Below are 21,317 nucleotides of genomic sequence, written 5' to 3'. Positions count from 1 at the left end.
ATGGCCACCCTCAGCCTCACCCAGTTCCTCACCCTCGACGGCGTCACCCAGGCACCCGGAGGCCCCGGAGAGGACCCCAGCGGCGGTTTCGAGCACGGCGGCTGGTCCGTGCCGTTCGGCGACGAGGACTTCGGGCAGCGCATCACCGAGATCTTCGCCCGACCGACCGCCTTCCTCCTCGGCCGCCGCACGTACGACATCTTCGCGGGTTACTGGCCCCGGCAGACCGACCCCGCCGACCCCGTCGCCTCCAAGCTCAACGCCCTCCCCAAGTACGTCGCCACGACCACGCTCACCTCCGCGGACTGGGAGGGCACCACCCTGCTCCGCGGTGACGTCGTCGCGGAGGTCGCCGCCCTCAAGGAGCGCACCGACGGCGAGATCCAGATGCACGGCAGCGCGGGCCTCGCCCGGACCCTCCTCGGCCACGACCTCATCGACACCCTCCACCTGCACGTGTTCCCCGTGGTCCTGGGCTCCGGCCGCCGGCTCTTCTCCGACGGCGTCCGCCCCACCGCCTTCCGCCTCACCGAAGCGCGTACCACCGGCGCGGGCGTCGCCCTCCACACGTACGAGCTGGCCGGCCGCCCCGCGTACGGCAGCTACTGATCGCGGCGGAAGGAAAGGTGTAGCCGCCACCGGCCCGTCCCGGTACGGTGATCGCTCCGCGTGTGAGCCGCCGAAGTCTCCACCCCGGTCTCAAGAGTTGGAGAAGCGGCCCCCATGTCCTCGATCGCCGCCCCCGTGTCCCTCGGCGCCCCGCGCCGGGCCTGGCTCACCGATCTGCCCGTCCTGCTCGTCGCCGTCGTCTGGGGTGCCAGCTATCTCGCGGCCAAGGGCATCACCACCCCCCACACCGTCGTCGCGGTGCTCGTCCTGCGGTTCGCGGTGGTCCTGCCCGTCCTGGTGGCCGCCGGGTGGCGCAGGCTCCGGGCGCTCACCGCGGCCCAGTGGCGGGGCGCCGCGGCCCTCGGGCTGATCCTCAGCGGGATCTTCCTCCTGGAGACGTACGGTGTCGTGCACACCTCGGCCACCAACGCGGGCCTGATCATCAGCCTCACCATGATCTTCACCCCGATCGCCGAGGCGGCCGTCACCCGGGTCTCCGCCGGCTCCGCCGGGGCCGCGGGGACCCCCATGCCCCGCGGCTTCCTCGCCGCCGCCGGGCTCTCCGTCGCCGGCGTCGTCCTGCTGACCCAGGGCGGCGGCTTCACCGCGCCCTCGCTCGGCGACCTGCTGATGCTGCTCGCCGCCCTCGCCCGCACGGTCCACGTGCTGGCCATGTCCCGGATCAAGGCGGTCCGTTCGGCCGACTCGCTCTCCCTGACCACCGTCCAACTGGGCTCCGCGGTCGCCGTGTTCGCCGTCATCGCCGCCTTCCCGGGCACCGGCGCCTCGCCGTGGGCCGTCGCCCTCGACTTCGGGCCGCGCGAGTGGGCCGGACTCGTCTTCCTCTCCGTCTTCTGCACGCTCTTCGCGTTCTTCGTGCAGATGTGGGCGGTCCGCCGCACCTCTCCGTCCCGGGTCAGCCTCCTCCTCGGGACGGAGCCCCTCTGGGCCGCCGCCGCGGGCATCGCCGTCGCCGGCGACCGCCCCGGTGTCCTCGGTCTCGTGGGCGCGATCCTCGTTCTGGCGGGCACCAGTTGGGGCCGACGAGCCGCCGGCGGGTAAGTTCTTCGATCATGCGTTCACTTGCTCTCGACAACGAGTTCCGCGCCCGCGCCCGGCGCACCCAGGGCTGGGGAGTCGGCCTGCTCGCCGTCGCCGGACTGCTCTGGGTCTGGTTCGGCGTCCTCCTCCTCACCCCCTACGAGCCCGCGGACGGCAGCAACACCTGCCCCACGCTCCTCACCAGTGAGTACCTGCACGACAAGGCGTGCGAGGAGGCGCGCGACTGGCCCGAACTGGTCGGCGTCATCGGCGCCTCCGTCCCGCTCGCCGTCATCGGCGCCGTCCTCTTCACGAGCGGCTCCGTCTCCCACCGGATGGCCGAGCACCTCGCCGAGGCGCCCCGGCAGGACACGGTGAGCGGCTGAGCCGTACGCCCTCCGGGTCCCGCTGCCGGGGCCCGGTTGCCAGGCCCGGTTGCGAGGCCCGGTTCAGGACTTCGGCACCCGGTCCGACGCGATCATGAGGACCAGGCCGAGCACCGCGATCACGATGTCGGCGAACAGCTCCCGGCCCTCCAGGAACCACACGTTCTCCGTCAGGAACCGGGTCAGGCCCAGCAGCCGGAACCAGCCGTCCGTGAGCTCCCGGATCACCCCGCAGACACCGAACAGCGTGAGCAGGAAGCCGCCGACCTCAAGGAATCTCTTCATGCCGTGATCATGGCCGGTGCGGGCGAGGGGTCGCGTCCGCCTCCGGTCCACGGCCACCGCTACCGAAGTATCGACCCGCGCGACTTCGGTAGCGACCCGGCCGCTCATGCCCGGTGCGCGCCCGTCCGCTGCGTACATTTCCCCTATGACTCGTACGGACCGGCAGCGCTGGCTGCTCCCCTCCCACCTGGTCGAACCGGGCGGGAGCGGGGCGGCGCGGCCCCGCCGAACCGCCCGCGACTGGGTCGTGGACACCTCGCTGTTCCTCCTCGCCGCGTTCGTCGGCCTCCTCGCCGCCGACGCCAGCGCGCAGTACACCAGCGAACCGGTCACCCTCCTCGACCAGCTCGCCGGCGCCGCCGCCTGCTGCGCCCTGTGGGGGCGCCGGAGGTGGCCCGTCGGGCTCGCCGTCGCCCTCGTACTGGTGAACATCGTGGCCCCGGTCGCGGCCGGCGCCCTGCTCGCGAGCCTGTTCAGCGTCGCCGTACGCCGTCCGTTCCGCGAGGTGGCCTGGATCGGCGCGCTCGCCGTCGCCACCTCCGTCGTCCAGGTCTTCGTCCGCCCCGACCCCACCACCAACGCCGGGCTCTCCATCGCCCTCGGCGCGGTCCTCATCCTCCTCGTCACCGCCTGGGGCATGCTCGTCCGCTCCCGGCGTCAGCTCGTCGAGGCCCTCAGGGAACGCGCCCGCCGTGCCGAGGCCGAGGCCGAACTGCGGGCCGCCCAGGCCCAGCGGCTGGCCCGCGAGGCCATCGCGCGCGAGATGCACGACGTCCTCGCCCACCGGCTCACCCTGCTCAGCGTCCACGCCGGGGCCCTGGAGTTCCGGCCCGACGCCCCGCCCGAGCAGGTCGCCCGCGCCGCCGGAGTCATCCGCGACAGCGCCCACGAGGCCCTCCAGGACCTCCGCGAGATCATCGGCGTCCTGCGCGCCCCCGGCGAGAACGGCGAAGGCGACCGGCCCCAGCCCACCCTCGCCACCCTCGACGCGCTCGTCGCCGAATCCCGCGAGGCCGGAGCCGAGGTCGTCCTCGACACCACCGTCGACGACCCCTCCGCCGTGCCCGCCGCCACCGGCCGTACGGTCTACCGCATCGCGCAGGAGGGCCTCACCAACGCCCGCAAGCACGCGCCCGGGACCGTGGTCACGGTCACCGTCCGCGGCCGGCCCGGCGAGGGCCTCACCGTCGACATCCACAACCCCGCCCCGGCCGGACCGGTCCCGCACGTCCCCGGTTCCGGCCAGGGCCTCATCGGCCTCACCGAACGCGCCACCCTGGCCGGCGGCCGGATGGACCACGGCCCGGCCCCCGACGGCGGGTTCGCCCTGCACGCCTGGCTACCGTGGCCCCCATGACCATCCGGCTGCTCATCGTCGACGACGACCCCCTGGTCCGCGCGGGCCTCACCCTGATGCTCGGCGGCGCCGACGGCCTGGAGATCGTCGGCGAGGGCGCCGACGGCGGCGACGTCCCCGGACTCGTCGCCCGGCTCGCCCCCGACGTCGTCCTCATGGACATCCGCATGCCCCACGTCGACGGACTCACCGCCACCGAGCGCCTCCGCGCCCACCCCGGCGCCCCCGAGGTCGTCGTCCTCACCACCTTCCACGCCGACGAACAGGTGCTGCGCGCCCTGCGGGCCGGCGCCGCCGGATTCGTCCTCAAGGACACCCCGCCCGCCGAGATCGTCGCCGCCGTCCGCCGGGTCGCCGCCGGCGACCCCGTCCTCTCCCCGGCCGTCACCCGTCAGCTCATGACCCACGTCGCCGGCCACCCGGCACAGCCCAGGAGCGCCACCGCCGCCGACCGCCTGACCCGGCTCGCCGAGCGCGAACGGGAGGTGGCCGTCGCCGTCGGCCACGGCCGCTCGAACGCCGAGATCGCCGCCGAGCTGTACATGAGCGTCCCGACGGTCAAGGCCCACGTCTCCCGCATCCTCGCCAAACTCGACCTCAACAACCGCGTCCAGATCGCCCTCCTCGTCCACGACGCGGGCCTTCTGGACGGGGCCGACGGGGACTAGGGCGCGTATCGAGTCGTGATCATCGGGTGGTCCTGGTGAGGTCCTTGATCCAGATCATCGAGGCGTGCAGGTGGAGACCGGCGAGGTAGCTGTCGGGAGTCTTGTCGTATCGGGTGTCTCACCGTCCCGGTTCCGGCCTCCTGGTACGTCACGCTCTGGGGCGGGTGAGGCACGTGGAGCCGACGTGAGCCGACCGGTGCACTGATGTCCGGGCGGGGACTCATGGGACATGGCCCGGCACCCGGCTCAGGTTCCGGGGAGGATACGGCGCGTTTCGTAGGCCCACATCGCGATCTCGACCCGGTTGCGGGCGCCGAGTTTGGCCATCAGGCTGGCCAGATGCGTTTTCACCGTGCTGAGGCTGATGTGCAGTGCGTCGGCGATCTCGGTGTTGGTCAGCCCGCGAGCGACGGCGAGGAGCACCTGCTCCTCGCGGGCGGTGACGGGGGAGACCGGCTGGGCCACGGGCCGGCCGGCGGGCAGGTCCGCGAATGCCTGGAGCAGACGGACGGTGACGCTGGGCGCGATGAGCGCCTCACCGCCGGACGCCGACCGTACGGCCTGGGCCAGAAGGTCCGGTCCCGTGTCCTTGAGGAGGAATCCGCGGGCGCCGGCACGCAGTGCGCCGTAGACGTACTCGTCGAGGTCGAACGTGGTGATGACGACCACGGCCAGCGGGTCGGCGACGCCCGGGCCGGCGACCAACCGGGTGGCCTCGAGCCCGTCGAGTACGGGCATGCGGATGTCGAACAGGCAGACGTCGGGGCGCAGTTCGCGGGCCAGACGTACCGCTTCCCGCCCGTCGGCGGCCTCGCCGACCACCTCGATGCCGGGCTGGGCGTTCAGCATGATCCGCAATCCGGTGCGGATGATCGTCTGGTCGTCAGCGACGAGGACGCGAATGGACACCGCTCTCGCTCCTCGCTCTCGGCAGTTCGGCTTCGACATGCCAGCCCCGGTCGGTACCCGGGCCGACTCGTAGTGTGCCGCCGAGCAGGGTCGCGCGCTCGCGCAGTCCGGTAAGTCCGTATCCGTCGCGACCCCGGCCGGTGCGCCGGCCGTTGTCGCGCACGCTCACCCGTACCGTGTGCCGTTCCGCGGCGACCCGAACGACGAGCTCGGTCGCGTCGACCGCATGGCGCAGCGTGTTGGTCACCGACTCCTGCACGATCCGGTAGACGGCCGCGTCCACGGCCGGGGGCAGCGCGTCCAGTTCGCCGTCGAGCCCCAGGTCGACCCTGAGGCGACCACCCGGGGTGCGCACCAGGCGCTCCAGATCCGCGACTCCGGCAGGGGGCGCCAGCTCGGCGCCGACCCCGCGGTCGCGCAGCGCGGCGACCATGGCGCGCATTTCCTCCAGCGTGCGCGCCCCTTCCTCCTCGACCCCCTCCAGCGCCTCGACGGCGGCGGACGGGTCGGTGCCCGCGAGCACCCGGCCCGCCTGGGCGATGATCACCATGGCCGACACGTGGTGGGCCACCGTGTCGTGCAGTTCCCGGGCGAGCTGCTCGCGCTCGCGGGAGCGCACCTGCTCCAACTGCCGCTCGCGAGCGGTCACCCGGAACCGCACGGCAGCCCCGACCACGCCGGGCAGCAGCAGGAAGGCGAAGCCCACGACGTTCTCGACGACCGGGGTCTCGTCCGTGACGGAACACAGCGTGCTGGCCGCGAGGATCACCGCGCCGCCCAGCACGATCTCGCGTCCCGATCCCCACCGGAGGAGCGCGTACACCAGCACGAGCACGACCGCGCCGGTGTTCAGGCCGACGGGCTCGCGCGGTGCGGCGACGAGCGAGGCCAGCTGGAGCACGATCACCGAGCCGAACGCCAGCGTGACCATCGCCAGTGGGCGGGTCCGGCGCCACAGGGGCAGCAGGCACAGCCATACGGCGAACACCAACGCCACCGGCCGCCACACGACGTTCTCGCGCAGGGTGGCCTCCAGCACCACACCGGCAAGGCCCGCGGTGAGCAGCGCCCAGTCCCGCCACACCCGGGCGGGCGCGTCGGGCGGCCGGGGTTCGGTCCACAGGGTTCGCAGGTCGTCTCGGAGCACGGTTCTCAGCCTAGGGACCGCAGCGCGCCGCGCATCGGCCGAAAGGACGGGTCGTCACTCCGCCCCGGGGCCGACGGATCCGCGGCCCGCGGGCCGATGCCGCGGAGCGCCGTGGCGACGAGCCTCGGCATCGGCGGCCGTACAAGGACGGCCGACGAGGTGGTTGGAGGACCCGATGCTCTCGAAAGCCCTGTTGCGCCTGGGCGCAAGCGCCGCCCGCCATCCCTGGCGGGTGATCGCGGCATGGCTGATCGCCGCCACGCTCGCCGTCCTCGCTGCCGTCGCCTTCGGCGGGCGGACCGCGGACTCGATGACCGCTCCGGGACTGGACTCCCAACGGGCCGCGCAACTGATCGAGCGGGCCGGCACCGGCCAGGAGGGGATGACCGCCCAAGTGGTCGTCACCCCCCTCGACGACGGCGCGACGTTCTTCGACGACGACGGCGCGCGCACCGCTCTCACGCGACTGCAGACCGAGGTGAAGCGGCTGCCGCACGTGCTCGGCACGAGCGACCCGGCGGGGGCGCTCGACGCGGGCGGGGACACCGCCGTGCGCGGCGGCCTCGTTTCGGCCGACGGGCGGATCGCGGTCGTCCGGGTGCAGTACCCCGACCAGAGCCGACTGTCGGCCGAAGACCTCGACGCCCTCGTCGATCTCGGCGACCGGCTGCGCGCCGAGCTGCCCCTGCGCATCGAGATGGGCGGGAACCTCTTCTACGCCTTCTCCGACCCCGACGGCGGCGCGAGCGAGCTGATCGGCCTCCTCGCCGCGGCCGCGATCCTGTTCCTGGCGTTCGGTTCGCTCGTCGCCGCCGCGCTGCCGATCGGCATGGCGGTCTTCGGACTGACCGTCGGGGTCGCCACGATGACGGTAGTGGCAGGGGTGACAGAGGTCCCCACCTTCGCACCGGTCCTGGGCAGCATGGTCGGGCTCGGAGTGGGCATCGACTACGCGCTGTTCGTGCTCGCCAGGCACCGGGAGTACCTCGCGCGCGGGCTCGATCCGCAGGCGGCGGCCGGACGAGCGGTGGCAACGGCGGGGCGGCCGGTGGTCTTCGCCGGCGGCACCGTCGTCGTGTCGATCCTCGGCCTGGCGGTCGCGAACGTGCCGTTCATGACGGTGGGCGGGGTTGCCGTCTCGATCGTCGTCCTGACGATGGTGCTCGCGTCGGTGACGCTGCTGCCGGCCTTCCTCGGCGCGGCGGGCCCGCGGCTGGGCCGGGCCGGCCGGATCGGCCGGGCACTTCGGGCCGGGCGGTCGGGCCGCCTCGGCCGACGGCGGGACGCGGCGGCGGGCGCCGTCCCCGCCGTCGGGTGGCGGCGCTGGCTCGGGCACGTCGGCCGGCACCCGGTGCCGTACGCGGTCGGCGCCGCGGCGCTGCTGCTGACGGCGGCGCTGCCCGTGCTCGGCCTGCGCGTCGGCCTGCCCGACGACGGCTCACTGCCGCAGAGCCGTACCGAGCGCCGTGCCTACGACCTCGTCGCCGAGGGGTTCGGCCCGGGCACCAACGGTCCCCTCGTCATCGCCGCGGACCCCGCCGGTGATCCGGGAGTGGTGGACCGTCTCGTCGCGGGGGTCGCGGCGGATCCGGGGATCGCGTCCGTCGCACCGGCGCGCATCGACCGGGCCACCGGCGTCGCGACCCTCGTGGTGTTCCCGACCTCCAGCCCTCAGGACGAGGCCACGGCCGACACCCTCGCCCGGCTGCGCGCCGAGGTGCTGCCCGCGGCGATCGGACAAGGCCCGGCCAGGGCGCACGTCGGCGGGGCCGCCGCGAGCCTGTCCGATGTGGGCCGACGCACCAGCGAACGCCTGCCGGTGTTCGTCGCCGCCGTGCTGGCGATGTCGTTCCTGCTGCTGATGCTGGTCTTCCGCTCGGTACTCGTACCGCTCAAGGCGGTGCTGCTGAACCTGCTGAGCATCGGCGCGGCCTACGGCATCATGGTCGCGGTCTTCCAGTGGGGCTGGGGAGGCGCACTCATCGGGCTGGAGGCGACGGTTCCGATCGTGTCGTTCATCCCGATGTTCCTCTTCGCCATCCTGTTCGGCCTGTCGATGGACTACGAGGTGTTCCTCCTCTCCCGCGTACGCGAGGAGTACCTGCGCACCGGCGACAACGGCACGGCGATCGTCGAGGGCGTCTCGCGCACCGCCCGGATCATCACCTCGGCCGCCCTCATCATGGTGGCGGTCTTCCTGTCCTTCGCCGTCGCCGAGGACCCCTCCACCAAGATGTTCGGGCTCGGCCTGGCCACCGCGATCTTCATCGACGCCACGGTCGTACGCATGGTGCTGGTACCGGCGACCATGACGCTCCTCGGCCGGACCAACTGGTGGCTGCCGAAGTGGCTGGACCGGCTGCTTCCCCGCGGCCCGGTCGGCACCGACGACACCGACGCGGATTCCACGGGTGAGGCCCCGCGTCCACGGCTGGTTGACCGTTGACTCAACTCCTACCCGCCCTTTCTTCTCCGGGATGACCGCCTCGATACGGCGTTTGCGCAGGTGGGCGCGGTTTCCGCGGGACGAGTGCGCCTTGTCCCCGGCGACCGCGTCCGGCCGGATGCGGGGTCGGCCGACGGGCCCGCGTACCCGTACCTTCTTCAGGACGGGGATGAACTGCGGGCTGTCCGCTGCCTGACCTGTGGTCAGGATGAACGCCAGCGGGCGGCACTTGCGGTCGGCGGCGAAGTGGACCTTGCTGGTCTGCCCGCCTCTGGAACGTCCGAGGAGGGCGGCCTTCAGCCGGAGTTTCCGCCGACGCCGGATGCGTCGTCGTTCTTCCAGCGCGGGATCACTTTCGGTCGACCAGGCGCCGAACTCCGTCGGCATCTCCCGCCACTGCCCGCCCGTCCTGAACCGCCGGATCACGCCCTCGAACTGCTGCCGCAGTCGCTCGGGGTACGGGCCGTACTCGCCGATCGGCAGGTACGGCTCGATGAACTCCCCATCCGGATCGGTCAGTTGCACTAGCGTCACGTAAGACCGTCCATCGGACCGGACCGTGCCGCGAAGGCACATCCCGCAAATTGATCACGGCTCGATACGCGCCCTAGTCGGCTAGTCTTCGTCGATGTCCGTCATCGAACTGGGTGAGTGCGGCGCGGACTTCACCGCGAACCCGTACCCCTTATACGCGAAGCTCCGCGAAGCCGGTCCCGTCCACGAGGTGAGGATGCCGGACGGCTTCCAGTTCTGGCTGGTCGTCGGCCACGAGGAGGGACGCGCGGCACTGGCCGACCCGCGTCTCGCCAAGTCCCCGTCCGTCATCGGCGTGAAGCCGCCGGAGGCGGACATCATCGGCGTCCACCTCCTGGCGGCGGACGCGCCCGACCACACCCGGCTGCGCCGCCTGGTCACGGCGGAGTTCACCGGCCGCCGGGTGGAGAGTCTGCGGCCGCGCATCGAGCGGCTCACCCACGAACTCGCCGACGCGATGGAACCGGCGGGCCGCGCCGACCTCGTCGACGCCTACGCGTTCCCGCTGCCGATCACCGTCATCTGCGAACTCCTCGGAGTCCCCGCCGAGGACCGCGACACCTTCCGCCACTGGTCGAACGAACTCGTCGTGCCGACCGGCGAGGAAGGCATCCAGGCGGCCCTGGAGGGCTTCGGCGGCTACCTCGACGAACTCATCGAGGACAAGCGGGCCGCAGGGCCCGCCGACGACCTGCTCTCCGGCCTGATCACCGCCCGCGCCGAGGACGGCGACCGGCTCTCCGGACCCGAACTCCGCGCCATGGCCTACCTGTTGCTCATCGCCGGTCACGAGACCACCGTCAACCTCATCTCGAACACCGTCCGCAACCTGCTCACCCACCCCGAGCAGCTCGCCGCCCTGCGCGCCGACCCGGACCTCCTCGACGGCACGATCGAGGAATCCCTGCGCTACGACGGGCCCGTGGAGACCGGCACCTTCCGCTTCACCCGGGAGGAGTTCGCCATCGGCGGCAGGGTGATCCCGGCCGGCGAGAGCGTCCTCGTCGGGATCGGCGCGCTCGACCGCGACCCCGCCCGGTTCCCCGACCCCGACCGCTTCGACATCCGCCGGGACACCCGGGGCCACCTCGCCTTCGGCCACGGCATCCACTACTGCCTGGGAGCCCCGCTCGCCCGCCTGGAGGGCAGGATCGCGCTCCGCACCCTCCTGGACCGCTTCCCCCGGCTCGCACTCGACCCCGAGGGCGCGCCCTGGGAGTGGCTCCCCGGCCTCCTCCTGCGCGGCGTCCGCGGCCTCCCGGTCCGGTGGTGAGCCACCCGCACACCTCCCGGCCGACGGCGTCGCCGATGTCGTCGCCGTCGGCCGGGCAGGACATCTCTCAGGGGGTGTCCACCCGCACCGGACGCCGCTCCCGGCGGGAGCGCTCGCACGCCTCGGCGATCCGGAGGGCCGCCAGGGCCTCCCGGCCGTCGCACGGGTTGGCGGCCTCGCCGCGCACCAGCCGTACGAAGGCGTCGAGTTCGGCCTCGTAGGCGGGGCCGAACCGCTCCAGGAACCCCGGCCAGGGCTTCTCCGGTGCGGCCGGGCCGTGCGGTTCCACCGAGGTGAGCGGTGCGCGGTCGTCCAGGCCCACGACGACCTGGTCCCGCTCGCCCGCCAGCTCCAGCCGCACGTCGTACCCGGCGCCGTTGCAGCGGGTCCCGGTCACGGTGACGGGCGTGCCGTCGTCCAGGGTGAGGAGAGCCGCGGCCGTGTCCACGTCACCCGCCTCGCGGAACATCGCGGGGCCCGCGTCCGAGCCCGTCGCGTACACCTCGACGACCTCCCGGCCGGTCACCCAGCGGACGATGTCGAAGTCGTGCACCAGACAGTCCCGGAAGAGCCCGCCGGAGAGCGGCAGGTACGCGGCGGGCGGCGGCGCCGGGTCGGAGGTCACCGCCCGCACGGTGTGCAGCCGGCCGAGCCGCCCCGACCGCACCGCCTCGCGCGCCGCCCGGTACCCCGCGTCGAAGCGGCGCATGAAGCCCAGCTGGAGCTCCGTACCCGCCGCGGCCACCGCCGCGAGCGCCGTCGCCGTCCCCGGCACGTCCAGGGCGATCGGCTTCTCGCAGAACACCGGCAGACCCGCCCCGGCGGCGCGGGCGATCAGCTCCGCGTGCGCCGCCGTCGCCGACGCGATCACCACCGCGTCCAGGGCATGCCCGAGCAGCGCCTCCACGTCCGGCGCCGCCTCCGCGCCGAGCGCGCCCGCCACCCCGGCCGCCCGCGCCGCGTCCGCGTCCGCCACGACCAGCGCCCCGACCTCCGGATGGCGCGCCAGCACACCCGCGTGGAAGCTCCCGATTCGTCCCGTACCGATGAGTCCGATGCGCATGGCCCCACCGTGGAGGCGACCGACCCCGCTGTCAAGGATTTGTCAGGACATCCGGACGTCACGACTTCCCGTCATCCGCTTCCTGTCACCAGCACACCGGGGCTACGCTCCCCCCGTGTCCAAGCAGTCCGGATCCCCCCTGCCCCCGCTCTCCGTGGACCGCACCAGCCCGGTCCCGCTCTACTTCCAGCTCGCCCAGCAGCTGGAGAGCGCCGTGGAGAACGGGACGCTGACCCCGGGCACCCTCCTCGGCAACGAGATCGACCTCGCCACCCGCCTCGGCCTCTCCCGCCCCACCGTCCGCCAGGCCATCCAGACCCTCGTCGACAAGGGCCTCCTCGTCCGCCGCCGCGGCGTCGGCACCCAGGTCCTGCACAGCAGGGTCCGGCGGCCGCTGGAACTCAGCAGCCTCTACGACGACCTCGACGCCGCCGGCCGGCGCCCCGCCACCCGGGTCCTCGTCGACCGGCTCGAACCCGCCGCCGGACCGGTCGCCGCCGCCCTCGGCATCCCCGCCGGCAGCGAGGTCCGCTACCTGGAACGGCTCCGCACCGCACACGGCGAACCCATGGCGTACCTGCGCAACCACCTCCCCGCCGGGCTCGTCACCGTCGACACCGCGCTCCTGGAGACCACCGGCCTCTACCGCACGCTCCGGACCGCCGCAGTGACCCTGCACAGCGCCCGGCAGTCGATCGGCGCCCGCGCCGCGACCGCCGCCGAGGCCGCGCTCCTCGACGAACCGGAAGGGGCCCCGCTGCTCACGATGGAGCGCACCACCTTCGACGACACCGGCCGCGCCGTCGAGTACGGCTCCCACCTCTACCGGGCCGCCCGCTACTCCTTCGAGTTCCAGCTGATGGTCCGTCCGTAGTCCCGGGCAGGCCCCCCGACGAGCGCCGCTACCCGCATGACCGATACTGCAATGCACGCAGAAGGACACAAAGGAGGGCACGGCCTCGTGACCAGGCTTCGGACCGGAGGGGTACGCGCCGTCATCGGCGCCGTGCTCGCGCTCACACTCACAGGGGCGCTCGCGGGGTGCAGCAGCACCGGCGGAAAGCGGGCGGAGGACGCCCGCAAGGCCGCCGCGGCCCAGGGCCGGGCGGCCGTCGACACCCCCCGCTGGACCTTCGCCATGGTGACCCACTCCGGCGACGGCGACACCTTCTGGGACATCGTCCAGAACGGCGCCAAGCAGGCCGCCGTCAAGGACAACATCAACTTCCTCTACGCCCACAGCGACGAGGGCAAGGAGCAGGCGCAGCTGATCGACTCGTACGTCGCCAAGGGCGTCGACGGTCTCATCGTGACGCTCGCCAAGCCCGACGCCATGAAGGCCGCCGTCGAGAAGGCCGTCAAGGCCGGCATCCCGGTGATCACCGTGAACTCGGGAGCCGAGCAGTCCAAGGCGTACGGCGCGCTCACCCACATCGGCCAGGACGAGACCGTCGCCGGCGAGGCCGTCGGCGAGGAGCTCGACCGGCGCGGGAAGAAGAAGGCCCTCTGCATCCTGCACGAGCAGGGCAACGTCGGCCACGAGCAGCGCTGCGGCGGAGCGAAGAAGACCTTCGGCGGCGAGCTCGTCAACCTCTACGTCGACGGCACCAACATGCCCGACGTCAAGGCGTCCATCGAGGCCAAGCTCCAGTCCGACAAGGACATCGACGCGGTCGTCACCCTCGGCGCCCCCTTCGCCGACGCCGCCGTCCAGGCCGCGAAGAGCGCCGGGAGTACGGCGGAGGTCGACACCTTCGACCTGAACGCCAAGGTCGCGACCGCGCTCCAGGCCGGCACCCTCGGCTTCGCCGTCGACCAGCAGCCCTACCTCCAGGGCTACGAGGCCGTCGACCTGCTCTGGCTCCACCGCTACAACGCCGACGTCCTCGGCGGCGGCAAGCCGGTCCTCACCGGCCCCCAGATCATCACCGAGGACGACGCCGCCGCACTCGTCGGCTACGCGGAGCGGGGCACCCGATGAGCTCCACCGCCCCGCCGTCGGACGGTGTCGACCACGTCGACGAACGGCTCCTGCGCACCACCCCGCTGAAGAAGCTGCTCGCCCGCCCCGAGCTGGGCTCGGTCGTCGGCGCGATCGCCGTCTTCGTGTTCTTCTCGGTCGTCGCCGACAGCTTCCTGCGCCCCGCCAGCCTCGGCACCGTCCTCTACGCCGCCTCCACCATCGGCATCATGGCGGTCCCCGTCGCCCTGCTGATGATCGGCGGCGAGTTCGACCTCTCCGCCGGCGTGATGGTGACCAGCTCGGCGCTGATCTCGTCGATGTTCAGCTACCAGATGACCGCGAACGTCTGGGTCGGCGTCGGCGTCTCGCTGGTCGCCACCCTGGCGATCGGCCTCTTCAACGGCTTCATGCTGACCCGTACCAAGCTGCCCAGCTTCATCATCACGCTCGGCACCTTCCTCATGCTGACCGGCCTGAACCTGGGCCTCACCAAGCTGATCAGCGGCACCGTCTCCACCAAGACCATCGCCGACATGGAGGGCTTCTCCTCCGCCCGGAAGCTCTTCGCCTCGCAGCTGACCATCGGCGGCGTCGAGTTCAAGGTCACCATCCTGTGGTGGTTCGGCCTCGTCGCCCTCGCCACCTGGATCCTGCTCCGCACCCGCTTCGGCAACTGGATCTTCGCCGTCGGCGGCGGCTCCGACGCGGCCCGAGCGGTCGGCGTCCCCGTCTACCGCACGAAGATCGGCCTCTACATGGGCGTGGCCTTCTGCGCCTGGATCTCCGGCCAGCACCTGCTCTTCTCCTTCGACGTCGTCCAGTCCGGCGAAGGCGTCGGCAACGAGCTGATCTACATCATCGCGGCCGTCATCGGCGGCTGCCTGATCACCGGCGGATACGGCTCCGCCATCGGCTCGGCGGTCGGCGCCCTCATCTTCGGCATGACCAGCAAGGGCATCGTGTACGCCGAGTGGAACCCGGACTGGTTCAAGTTCTTCCTGGGAGCGATGCTCCTCCTGGCGACCCTGCTGAACGCCTGGATCCGCAAGCGCGTGGAGGCCACCAAGTGACGACCGACGCCACGGCGCACACCGCCCCGGACGCCGCTCCGCTCGTCGAGCTGACCGACGTCAGCAAGTACTACGGCAACATCCGCGCCCTCGAAGGGGTCTCCCTGGAGGTCCGCTCGGGCGAGATCACCTGCGTCCTCGGCGACAACGGCGCCGGCAAGTCCACCCTCATCAAGATCGTCGCGGGCCTCCACCGGCACGACGCCGGCACCTTCCGCATCGAGGGCGAGGAGGTCGCCCTCGCCAACCCCCGCGACGCCCTCGACCGGGGCATCGCCACCGTCTACCAGGACCTCGCCGTGGTCCCCCTGATGCCCGTCTGGCGGAACTTCTTCCTCGGCTCCGAGCCCACCAGGGGCTCCGGCCCCTTCAAGCGGCTCGACGTCGGCCTGATGCGGAGCACCACCCGCGAGGCGCTGCTCCGCATGGGCATCGACCTGCGCGATGTCGACCAGCCCATCGGCACCCTCTCCGGCGGCGAGCGCCAGTGCGTGGCCATCGCCCGCGCCGTCCACTTCGGCGCCAAGGTCCTCGTCCTCGACGAGCCGACCGCCGCGCTCGGCGTCAAGCAGTCCGGCGTCGTCCTGAAGTACGTCGCCGCCGCCCGTGACCAGGGCCTCGGCGTGGTCCTCATCACGCACAACCCGCACCACGCCTACCTCGTCGGCGACCGCTTCGTCCTCCTCAAGCGCGGCGTCATGGCCGGCAGCCACACCAAGGCGTCCGTGACACTCGACGAGTTGACCCGCCAGATGGCCGGCGGCACCGAGCTGGAGGACCTCCGCCACGAACTGGAGCGGCCCTCCGCGACGTGACGGCCGCCGCGGCCGACCTCACGGCCCCCTCACCCTCCACCTGGCAGAATCGGAGCCGATGAGTACCTACCGCGACCTCACCCACCGGGGCTCGGCCCGGGGCACCGTCCTGCGGACCGTCGGGACCCGTGAGCGGCGCTCCCACCTGACCGCGCCCCGGGTGCCGACCGTCGGCATCGACATCGGCGGTACGAAGGTGATGGCCGGGGTCGTCGACGCCGACGGCAACATCCTGGAGAAGCTCCGCACGGAGACCCCGGACAAGTCCAAGAGCCCCAAGGTCGTCGAGGACACCATCGTCGAACTGGTCCTCGACCTGTCCGACCGGCACGACGTGCACGCCGTCGGCATCGGCGCGGCCGGCTGGGTCGACGCCGACCGGGCCAGGGTCCTCTTCGCCCCCCACCTCGCCTGGCGCAACGAACCCCTCCGCGACGCCCTCCAGGGCCGCCTCGCCGTCCCCGTCATGGTCGACAACGACGCCAACACCGCCGCCTGGGCCGAGTGGCGCTTCGGCGCCGGGCGCGGCGAGGACCACCTCGTCATGATCACCCTCGGCACCGGCATCGGCGGCGCGATCCTGGAGGACGGCCAGGTCAAGCGGGGCAAGTACGGTGTCGCCGGCGAGTTCGGCCATATGCAGGTCGTCCCCGGCGGACACCGCTGCCCCTGCGGCAACCGCGGCTGCTGGGAGCAGTACAGCTCCGGCAACGCGCTCGTCCGCGAGGCCCGCGAGCTGGCCGCCGCCGACTCCCCGGTCGCGTACGAGATCATCGACCGGGTCAAGGGCAACATCCCGGAGATCAGCGGGCCGCTCATCACCGAGCTCGCCCGCGAGGGCGACGCCATGTGCGTCGAACTGCTCCAGGACATCGGCCAGTGGCTCGGCGTCGGCATCGCCAACCTCGCCGCCGCCCTCGACCCCTCCTGCTTCGTCATCGGCGGAGGCGTCTCCGCCGCCGACGACCTCCTGATCGGCCCCGCCCGGGAATCCTTCCGCCGCCACCTCACCGGCCGCGGCTACCGCCCCGAGGCCCGCATCACCCGCGCCCAGCTCGGCCCCGAGGCGGGCATGGTCGGGGCCGCCGACCTCGCCCGGCTCGTCGCCCGCCGCTTCCGCCGCGCCAACCGGCGCCGCGTCGAGCGGTACGAACGGTACGAGCGCTACGCCCAGGTCCTGCGCAACGGGACCTCGGGCCGGGCCGCCCGTACCCCCGAGGACCCCTCTTCATGACCGTGCCCCACCAGTCCACCCCGCCGCGCGACCCGCGGGCCAAGCTGCCCGAGGACCGCCGGCACATGATCCGCCGCCGCTGGCTGACGGCCGTCACCATCGTGCTGCTCGTCGGCATCCCGGCCGGCTACCTCGTCATCTCCGCCGGCCAGAGCCGGGACAGCGGCCGCGACAAGGAGCGCGAGTCCTCGGCGGCGGGTCTCCAGGCCAACTGGCCCTCGCTGATGAAGCGCCGGGTCTTCGAGGTGCCGATCCCCGGCGGGGCCTGGGACGTCGCCTACTACGAGACCAGCAACTGGAAGACGAGCCGGCTCTACGTCCAGTTCACGACGACCGCCACCGGCCTCGACACCTTCCTCGCCGAGTCCGGGACCAGCCGCTCGCGCCTCACCTCGGGCCGCATCACCGTCGGCGAGCGCGACGCCGACATCGCCGGCTGGACCTTCGCCGACGGCGCGACCGACGGCACCACCGCCGGCACCTCCGGCGGCACCACCTGGGCCGGCACCACCGTCCCCCGCGAGGAACCCCGTCCCGACACCGACATCACCGTCGACCTCACCGACCCGGCCTTCCCCCGCGTCTACGCGGTCTCCGCCACGAGCCCCTGACACCCGTCACCTCGTGCGGAAGGCGACGTCCCGGGACGTCGTGAGGTTCACGGGCCGGCAGCCGGGCCCGTGAACGGGCCCGGTCCGGGGTCAGAGGCCGGTGACCTTGGAGCCGGCCGAGAGTTCGTAGACGAGGGTGACCGTGCGGCGGCCGCCGGGCGGGAGGGGGATCTCCCAGCGGGCGATGCCGTCGGCGTCGACGGCGTCGGGGGTGGGGGAGCAGGCGTCCTTGTGGAGGCGCACCTCCACGGCGGAGACCTCGGAGACGGGGATCCGCTCGCGGAGGACGACCGTGCGTTCGCCGACCTCCCCGGGGGCGGAGAAGCGGGACACGTGGAGCCGGACCGTGCGGGTGACCACGGTGCGCTGGGTGAGGCCGACGGAGTCGCGGGACTCCTCGGTCCGCCGGACCACGCGGTAGTCGTCGCGGCTGCCGAACGCCAGCTCGGCCGCGGCGCCGACGGCGGTGAAGTCGAGCGTGCCGCGCCCGGTGAAGCCACTGCCGCGGACGAGGTCGACGGGCCCGGCGAGCAGGACGTGGCCGGACAGGTTGTCGAACCGGACCACCTGCGTGACCAGCGGGGACAGCTCGGGGGAGCAGGCGTACTCGCCGCGCGCGGGCGTGGTGAACGAGGAGAGCGGCACCCGGTGGGCGCGGCCGTCGCCGGGCACGGAGACCGGCGCGGGGGCGTTCAGGACCCGTGCCTCGCCGCCGTCGTCGACGCCGGGGAGGCCGAGTACGGCGGCCGGACCGAGGGTTTCGACGTCCTCCTCGCGCAGCTCGACGTCGACCGTGCGGCGTTCCGCCGCCGAGCGGTCCTTCAGCGTCAGCCGGTCCTCGGCGAGGTGCGGCGGATCGGTCGCCAGCGCCGAGCGGGCCGTCGAGAGGGTCAGCCGTGCGTCCGACCAGTCCTCGCCCGTGCGCTGCCAGACCATCGCGTCGGTCTCCACGGTGAGCGAGTCGCCGTCGAGCACGGCCCGGTAGGCGGGCCGCCACAGCGCGCACGGGGTGAGGTGGCTCACCCGCAGCCCCACCGGCCCGGCCGCCGCGGTCTCCACGGTCAGCTCGACGTGGCCGACCAGCTCGGCGGGTTCGTCCTCGGACAGGTAGCGGGCCTCCTGGGTCTCCAGGAGTTCGGTCTCCAGCGCGGACAGCCGGGCCTGCACGGTGCGCAGCCGCTCGCCGTACGTGTCGCGTTCGGCGTCCACCCGGTCCAGTTCGCCGGCCCAGCGGAGCCGCTCGCTCTCCCCGTGGCCGGTGCCCTCCCCGATCTCCCGCAGCAGATCGGCGGCGAGCCGGCCGAGCAGGCCGAGGCGGGCCCGCAGCCGGTCGGCCTGCCGGCCCAGCTCCGTCTGCTCCTCTTCGAGGGCGTGTACGCGCAGGCTCAGGGCGGAGTCCTCGGTGGTGGACGGCCGCGGGGCGCGCGGTGTCCAGGCGCGGACGATCCGTAGGTCGAGCACGGTCGCCGGGTGCTCGGCGGTCAGCTCGGCGTGGAGGGTCCGGTCGACGGCCAGCGCGCTGACCGGGCCGAGACGCAGCCGCCGGACTCCGGCGGGCAGGTCGAGGACGGTGGTCCGCTCGATGTGGGCGCGGTCCTCCAGGCAGGTCACGGCGGTGACGGGGAGGGCGATCGGCTCGGGTGTCGTGGTCATGGCGGTGTCAGCTCCTGCGGTTGCCGCCGACCAGGGCCTTGCCGGTCGGGATGCGGATCTCGTAGCCGCCGTCGAGGGCGGAGGTGGCGCCGGCGGGCAGGTCGAGCCGCCAGACGCGGGTGCCCGGCGCGTGGCGGTCGGGGCCCGGGCCTTCCTCGGGTGTCGTCCAGTCGGCCCGCTCCTCGATGCGGACGTCCGGTTCCGAGGTGACCGGCACCCGCTCGTGGACCTCGACGGTGACGGGCCGCGCGAGGCGGTTGGCCAGCTCCACGTGGACGCGGTGGTCGAGCACGGTGGTGTTGTTGCGCAGGCCGGCGGTCGACTCGTTCAGGTGTGTACGGCGCGTGACCCGGACGCCCTCGGCAGGCCCGAGCCCTACCCGGCGGACACCGCCCGGGGCGAGCGTGGGCAGCGCGGCCGTCAGCAGGAAGTCGTCGTCGACGGTGACGTCCACCGGTCCGGCGAGCAGCGCCTGGTCGGTGGCGTTGGAGAGGACCAGCGTCGCGTACACCGTCTGCTCGACGGACGGGACACAGAGGTACTCGGTGCGCAGGCCGACCGCGATCTCGCCGACGGTGACGGTGTGCCAGGTGCCGTCCGAGGGGACGTCGGCGCGCGCGACGGCGTCGAAGCGGTGGTCGAAGGAGCCCGCCGACTCGCGGGGCCGTACGGCCTGTCCGGGCAGCGGCAGGTCGGCCACCGCCTCGGCGCGGCGGCGGTACTCGGCCGCCACCAGGTCCGAGGGCGCGTCGGGGAACAGCCGGCCGCGGCGACCGCCCTGCTCGTCGGGGCCCCGGAGGACCAGCGACGCGTAGTCGAGCTCGTCGCCGCTCGGCTGCGGCGGCCCCGGCGGCGGAGGCGGAGGCGGCGGTACGGCAGCGCCGGGAGCCCCGGGCGCGAGTCCGGCCAGGGGCGGCCCCGCGAACGCCGGCGGAGCGCCGTACGCGCCGCCGGGCGCCTGCGGCGCGGGCGGGGCGGCCCGCCGGGCACGGACGGCGGGCGCCGGCGGGGGCATCGGCGCCGGAACGGGACCGGGCGCGCCCACGTAGGCGACGTCGGCCGCGGCCCCGGCCGCGGCGCCCGGCGCGAAGGCCCTGAACGGGCGGGGGCCCGCCGCGTCGTACCCGGAGAACAGGTCCGCGAGCCCGGCCGGGGGCTCGCGCCAGCCGGACGGCGCGGGGGCGGCCTGCCGGCGTCCGAGCCGGATCGAACGGAGCCGCGGCAGGTCGGTGCGGCGCCGGAGATCAGCGGTGGACAGGGCGATGCGCACCCCGGTCCAGTCCTCGTCGGTCCGCTGGGCGACCGAGGCCCGCAGCAGCAGCCGGCCGCTGCCGTCGCCCTGGCGGTGCGACAGCCGGTAGGTCGGCACCCAGACGGCGCCGGGCACCCCGTACTCCAGCTCGACCTCCACCTCCGCCGCCGTGTCACCGGCGCCGTCGAGGGTCAGGGCCGCGCAGACCTCGGTCCGCACATGCGCCGCCGGCGCGGCGGTCGAGGCACGGTCGAGACGGTCGGCGGCGACCGACAGGGCGTGCTCGGCCTCGCGCAGCGCCTCCTCCAGCCCGGCGAGGCGCGCGTGCAGCCCCGTCAGCCGCTCGTCCACGAAGTCGGCGAGTTCCAGCCACGCGTCGACCGGCGTCCGGCGGTGCGGGTCGTCCCGCTTCCGGCCCGGCGCCACCGGATGCAGCGCCTCGACCTCCTTGACGAGGCCCAGTTGCCGGTCCCGCCGGCCCTCCGCCGCCGCGTACGCGTCCCGCAGCCGCTCGACCTCACGCGCGAGCCCCTCCGGCGCCCCCGTGACGACCGGCTCCGCCTCGACCTCGACCCGCGCCTCGGTGACCCGCACCCCGGCCGGGCCCACCACCCGCGCCCGCAGCGAACCCGGATCCAGCGACCGCGGCAGCCCCGGCACCCGCACCCGCCCACCCGGCGGCACCACGCCCCGCGCCAACCGGCGGCACAGCGCCCCCCGCGCGTACACCACCACCGAATCCAGCACGGACTCCCACCGCTGCTCCGACCCGTCCGCCATGTGCACCGTCCCCCCGTCGTGTCACGCCTGCCGAAGCCTACGCTCGGTGGAGGAGCGGCCAAGTGCCGCGCCTGGTTCCGATCACGGCGCCCTCGGCCCGCGCGCGGCGTCCTTCCGCTCCCGTTGGCCGATTGTCTCCGGACAGGTGTGAGCCGTCCTGCGATCGCTGTAACGTACCGCTGACTTACTGTTCTCGGGATGGTCCGAGGGTCGAGGCGGGG

General features: G+C 73.4%; 19 protein-coding genes and 1 pseudogene. 13 read left to right on the top strand and 7 right to left on the bottom strand.

The window, feature by feature from the left end; genetic code table 11:
• From ACFVZH_RS07135 to ACFVZH_RS07125, 3 genes are all read left to right on the top strand, one after another.
• Window positions 1-609, top strand: a complete 609-nt coding sequence (locus ACFVZH_RS07135) for a dihydrofolate reductase family protein (RefSeq protein WP_384894088.1) — start codon at window positions 1-3, stop codon at window positions 607-609.
• Between the two features lie 114 nt (window positions 610-723).
• Window positions 724-1,671 carry a DMT family transporter gene (locus ACFVZH_RS07130; protein ID WP_384894087.1) on the top strand — a complete coding sequence of 316 codons (948 nt, stop codon included), beginning with the start codon at window positions 724-726 and terminating at the stop codon, window positions 1,669-1,671.
• An 11-nt stretch (window positions 1,672-1,682) separates the two neighbouring features.
• Window positions 1,683-2,036: a hypothetical protein gene (locus tag ACFVZH_RS07125; protein ID WP_384894085.1), complete on the top strand. Its 354-nt coding sequence runs from the start codon at window positions 1,683-1,685 to the stop codon at window positions 2,034-2,036.
• A gap of 63 nt (window positions 2,037-2,099) precedes the next feature.
• Here ACFVZH_RS07125 and ACFVZH_RS07120 read toward each other — a convergent pair whose 3' ends face one another.
• Complete coding sequence (locus tag ACFVZH_RS07120) at window positions 2,100-2,321, bottom strand: hypothetical protein (RefSeq protein WP_384894083.1); 222 nt, start codon at window positions 2,319-2,321, stop codon at window positions 2,100-2,102.
• A 145-nt stretch (window positions 2,322-2,466) separates the two neighbouring features.
• On the opposite strand from ACFVZH_RS07120, the gene ACFVZH_RS07115 reads away from it, so the two are divergent.
• Entirely contained in the window at window positions 2,467-3,678 is a 1,212-nt protein-coding gene (locus ACFVZH_RS07115) for a sensor histidine kinase (RefSeq protein WP_384894081.1), read from the top strand.
• Window positions 3,675-4,346, top strand: a complete 672-nt coding sequence (locus tag ACFVZH_RS07110) for a response regulator (RefSeq protein ID WP_384894079.1) — start codon at window positions 3,675-3,677, stop codon at window positions 4,344-4,346. Before ACFVZH_RS07115 ends, ACFVZH_RS07110 begins: the two co-directional genes overlap by 4 nt.
• 246 nt (window positions 4,347-4,592) lie before the next feature.
• Here ACFVZH_RS07110 and ACFVZH_RS07105 read toward each other — a convergent pair whose 3' ends face one another.
• The gene (locus ACFVZH_RS07105) at window positions 4,593-5,255 is read right to left on the bottom strand and encodes a response regulator transcription factor (RefSeq protein ID WP_030832911.1); all 663 of its coding nucleotides are present in this window, start codon (window positions 5,253-5,255) and stop codon (window positions 4,593-4,595) included.
• Window positions 5,230-6,402, bottom strand: coding sequence for a sensor histidine kinase (locus tag ACFVZH_RS07100; protein ID WP_384894077.1), 1,173 nt, complete (start codon window positions 6,400-6,402; stop codon window positions 5,230-5,232). Before ACFVZH_RS07100 ends, ACFVZH_RS07105 begins: the two co-directional genes overlap by 26 nt.
• A 175-nt stretch (window positions 6,403-6,577) precedes the next feature.
• Here ACFVZH_RS07100 and ACFVZH_RS07095 point away from each other — a divergent pair, with 175 nt between their 5' ends.
• Window positions 6,578-8,848: an MMPL family transporter gene (locus ACFVZH_RS07095; protein ID WP_384894075.1), complete on the top strand. Its 2,271-nt coding sequence runs from the start codon at window positions 6,578-6,580 to the stop codon at window positions 8,846-8,848.
• Between the two features lie 18 nt (window positions 8,849-8,866).
• Here the strand turns inward: ACFVZH_RS07095 and ACFVZH_RS07090 are convergent.
• Window positions 8,867-9,382: pseudogene (locus ACFVZH_RS07090) on the bottom strand (transposase); the annotation flags it as partial.
• Between the two features lie 94 nt (window positions 9,383-9,476).
• Between ACFVZH_RS07090 and ACFVZH_RS07085 the strand changes: the two are divergent.
• Window positions 9,477-10,655: a cytochrome P450 gene (locus tag ACFVZH_RS07085; RefSeq protein ID WP_384894073.1), complete on the top strand. Its 1,179-nt coding sequence runs from the start codon at window positions 9,477-9,479 to the stop codon at window positions 10,653-10,655.
• Window positions 10,656-10,722: 67 nt separating this feature from the next.
• On the opposite strand, the gene ACFVZH_RS07080 is transcribed toward ACFVZH_RS07085, so the two are convergent.
• Complete coding sequence (locus ACFVZH_RS07080; RefSeq protein WP_384894071.1) at window positions 10,723-11,718, bottom strand: Gfo/Idh/MocA family oxidoreductase; 996 nt, start codon at window positions 11,716-11,718, stop codon at window positions 10,723-10,725.
• A 154-nt stretch (window positions 11,719-11,872) separates the two neighbouring features.
• Here ACFVZH_RS07080 and ACFVZH_RS07075 point away from each other — a divergent pair, with 154 nt between their 5' ends.
• The 6 genes from ACFVZH_RS07075 to ACFVZH_RS07050 all read left to right on the top strand — a co-directional run bounded on the left by ACFVZH_RS07075 (window position 11,873) and on the right by ACFVZH_RS07050 (window position 17,411).
• On the top strand, window positions 11,873-12,592 hold the full coding sequence (locus ACFVZH_RS07075) for a GntR family transcriptional regulator (protein WP_384894289.1): 720 nt from the start codon (window positions 11,873-11,875) through the stop codon (window positions 12,590-12,592).
• An 87-nt stretch (window positions 12,593-12,679) separates the two neighbouring features.
• Entirely contained in the window at window positions 12,680-13,699 is a 1,020-nt protein-coding gene (locus ACFVZH_RS07070; protein WP_384894069.1) for a sugar ABC transporter substrate-binding protein, read from the top strand.
• A complete protein-coding gene (locus ACFVZH_RS07065) occupies window positions 13,696-14,751 on the top strand; it encodes an ABC transporter permease (RefSeq protein ID WP_384894067.1) in 1,056 nt (351 codons plus the stop codon). The genes ACFVZH_RS07070 and ACFVZH_RS07065 overlap by 4 nt, the downstream gene beginning before the upstream one ends.
• The gene (locus ACFVZH_RS07060) at window positions 14,748-15,566 is read left to right on the top strand and encodes an ATP-binding cassette domain-containing protein (protein WP_384894065.1); all 819 of its coding nucleotides are present in this window, start codon (window positions 14,748-14,750) and stop codon (window positions 15,564-15,566) included. Before ACFVZH_RS07065 ends, ACFVZH_RS07060 begins: the two co-directional genes overlap by 4 nt.
• A 58-nt stretch (window positions 15,567-15,624) precedes the next feature.
• Window positions 15,625-16,800, top strand: coding sequence for an ROK family glucokinase (locus ACFVZH_RS07055; RefSeq protein WP_384894063.1), 1,176 nt, complete (start codon window positions 15,625-15,627; stop codon window positions 16,798-16,800).
• On the top strand, window positions 16,797-17,411 hold the full coding sequence (locus ACFVZH_RS07050; protein ID WP_384894061.1) for a hypothetical protein: 615 nt from the start codon (window positions 16,797-16,799) through the stop codon (window positions 17,409-17,411). The genes ACFVZH_RS07055 and ACFVZH_RS07050 overlap by 4 nt, the downstream gene beginning before the upstream one ends.
• A gap of 90 nt (window positions 17,412-17,501) precedes the next feature.
• Here the strand turns inward: ACFVZH_RS07050 and ACFVZH_RS07045 are convergent, their stop codons facing one another.
• Both ACFVZH_RS07045 and ACFVZH_RS07040 read right to left on the bottom strand, forming a co-directional pair.
• Window positions 17,502-19,064, bottom strand: a complete 1,563-nt coding sequence (locus ACFVZH_RS07045; RefSeq protein WP_384894059.1) for a mucoidy inhibitor MuiA family protein — start codon at window positions 19,062-19,064, stop codon at window positions 17,502-17,504.
• 7 nt (window positions 19,065-19,071) lie between these two features.
• Window positions 19,072-21,096, bottom strand: a complete 2,025-nt coding sequence (locus ACFVZH_RS07040) for a DUF4139 domain-containing protein (protein WP_384894058.1) — start codon at window positions 21,094-21,096, stop codon at window positions 19,072-19,074.
• Between the last annotated feature and the right edge of the window lie 221 nt (window positions 21,097-21,317).

It is taken from the genome of Streptomyces sp. NPDC059534 (genome assembly GCF_042743475.1).
Classification (GTDB): domain Bacteria; phylum Actinomycetota; class Actinomycetes; order Streptomycetales; family Streptomycetaceae; genus Streptomyces.
Note: the sequence above shows the minus strand (reverse complement) of the source record. Positions and strands in the feature narration are given on the sequence as shown.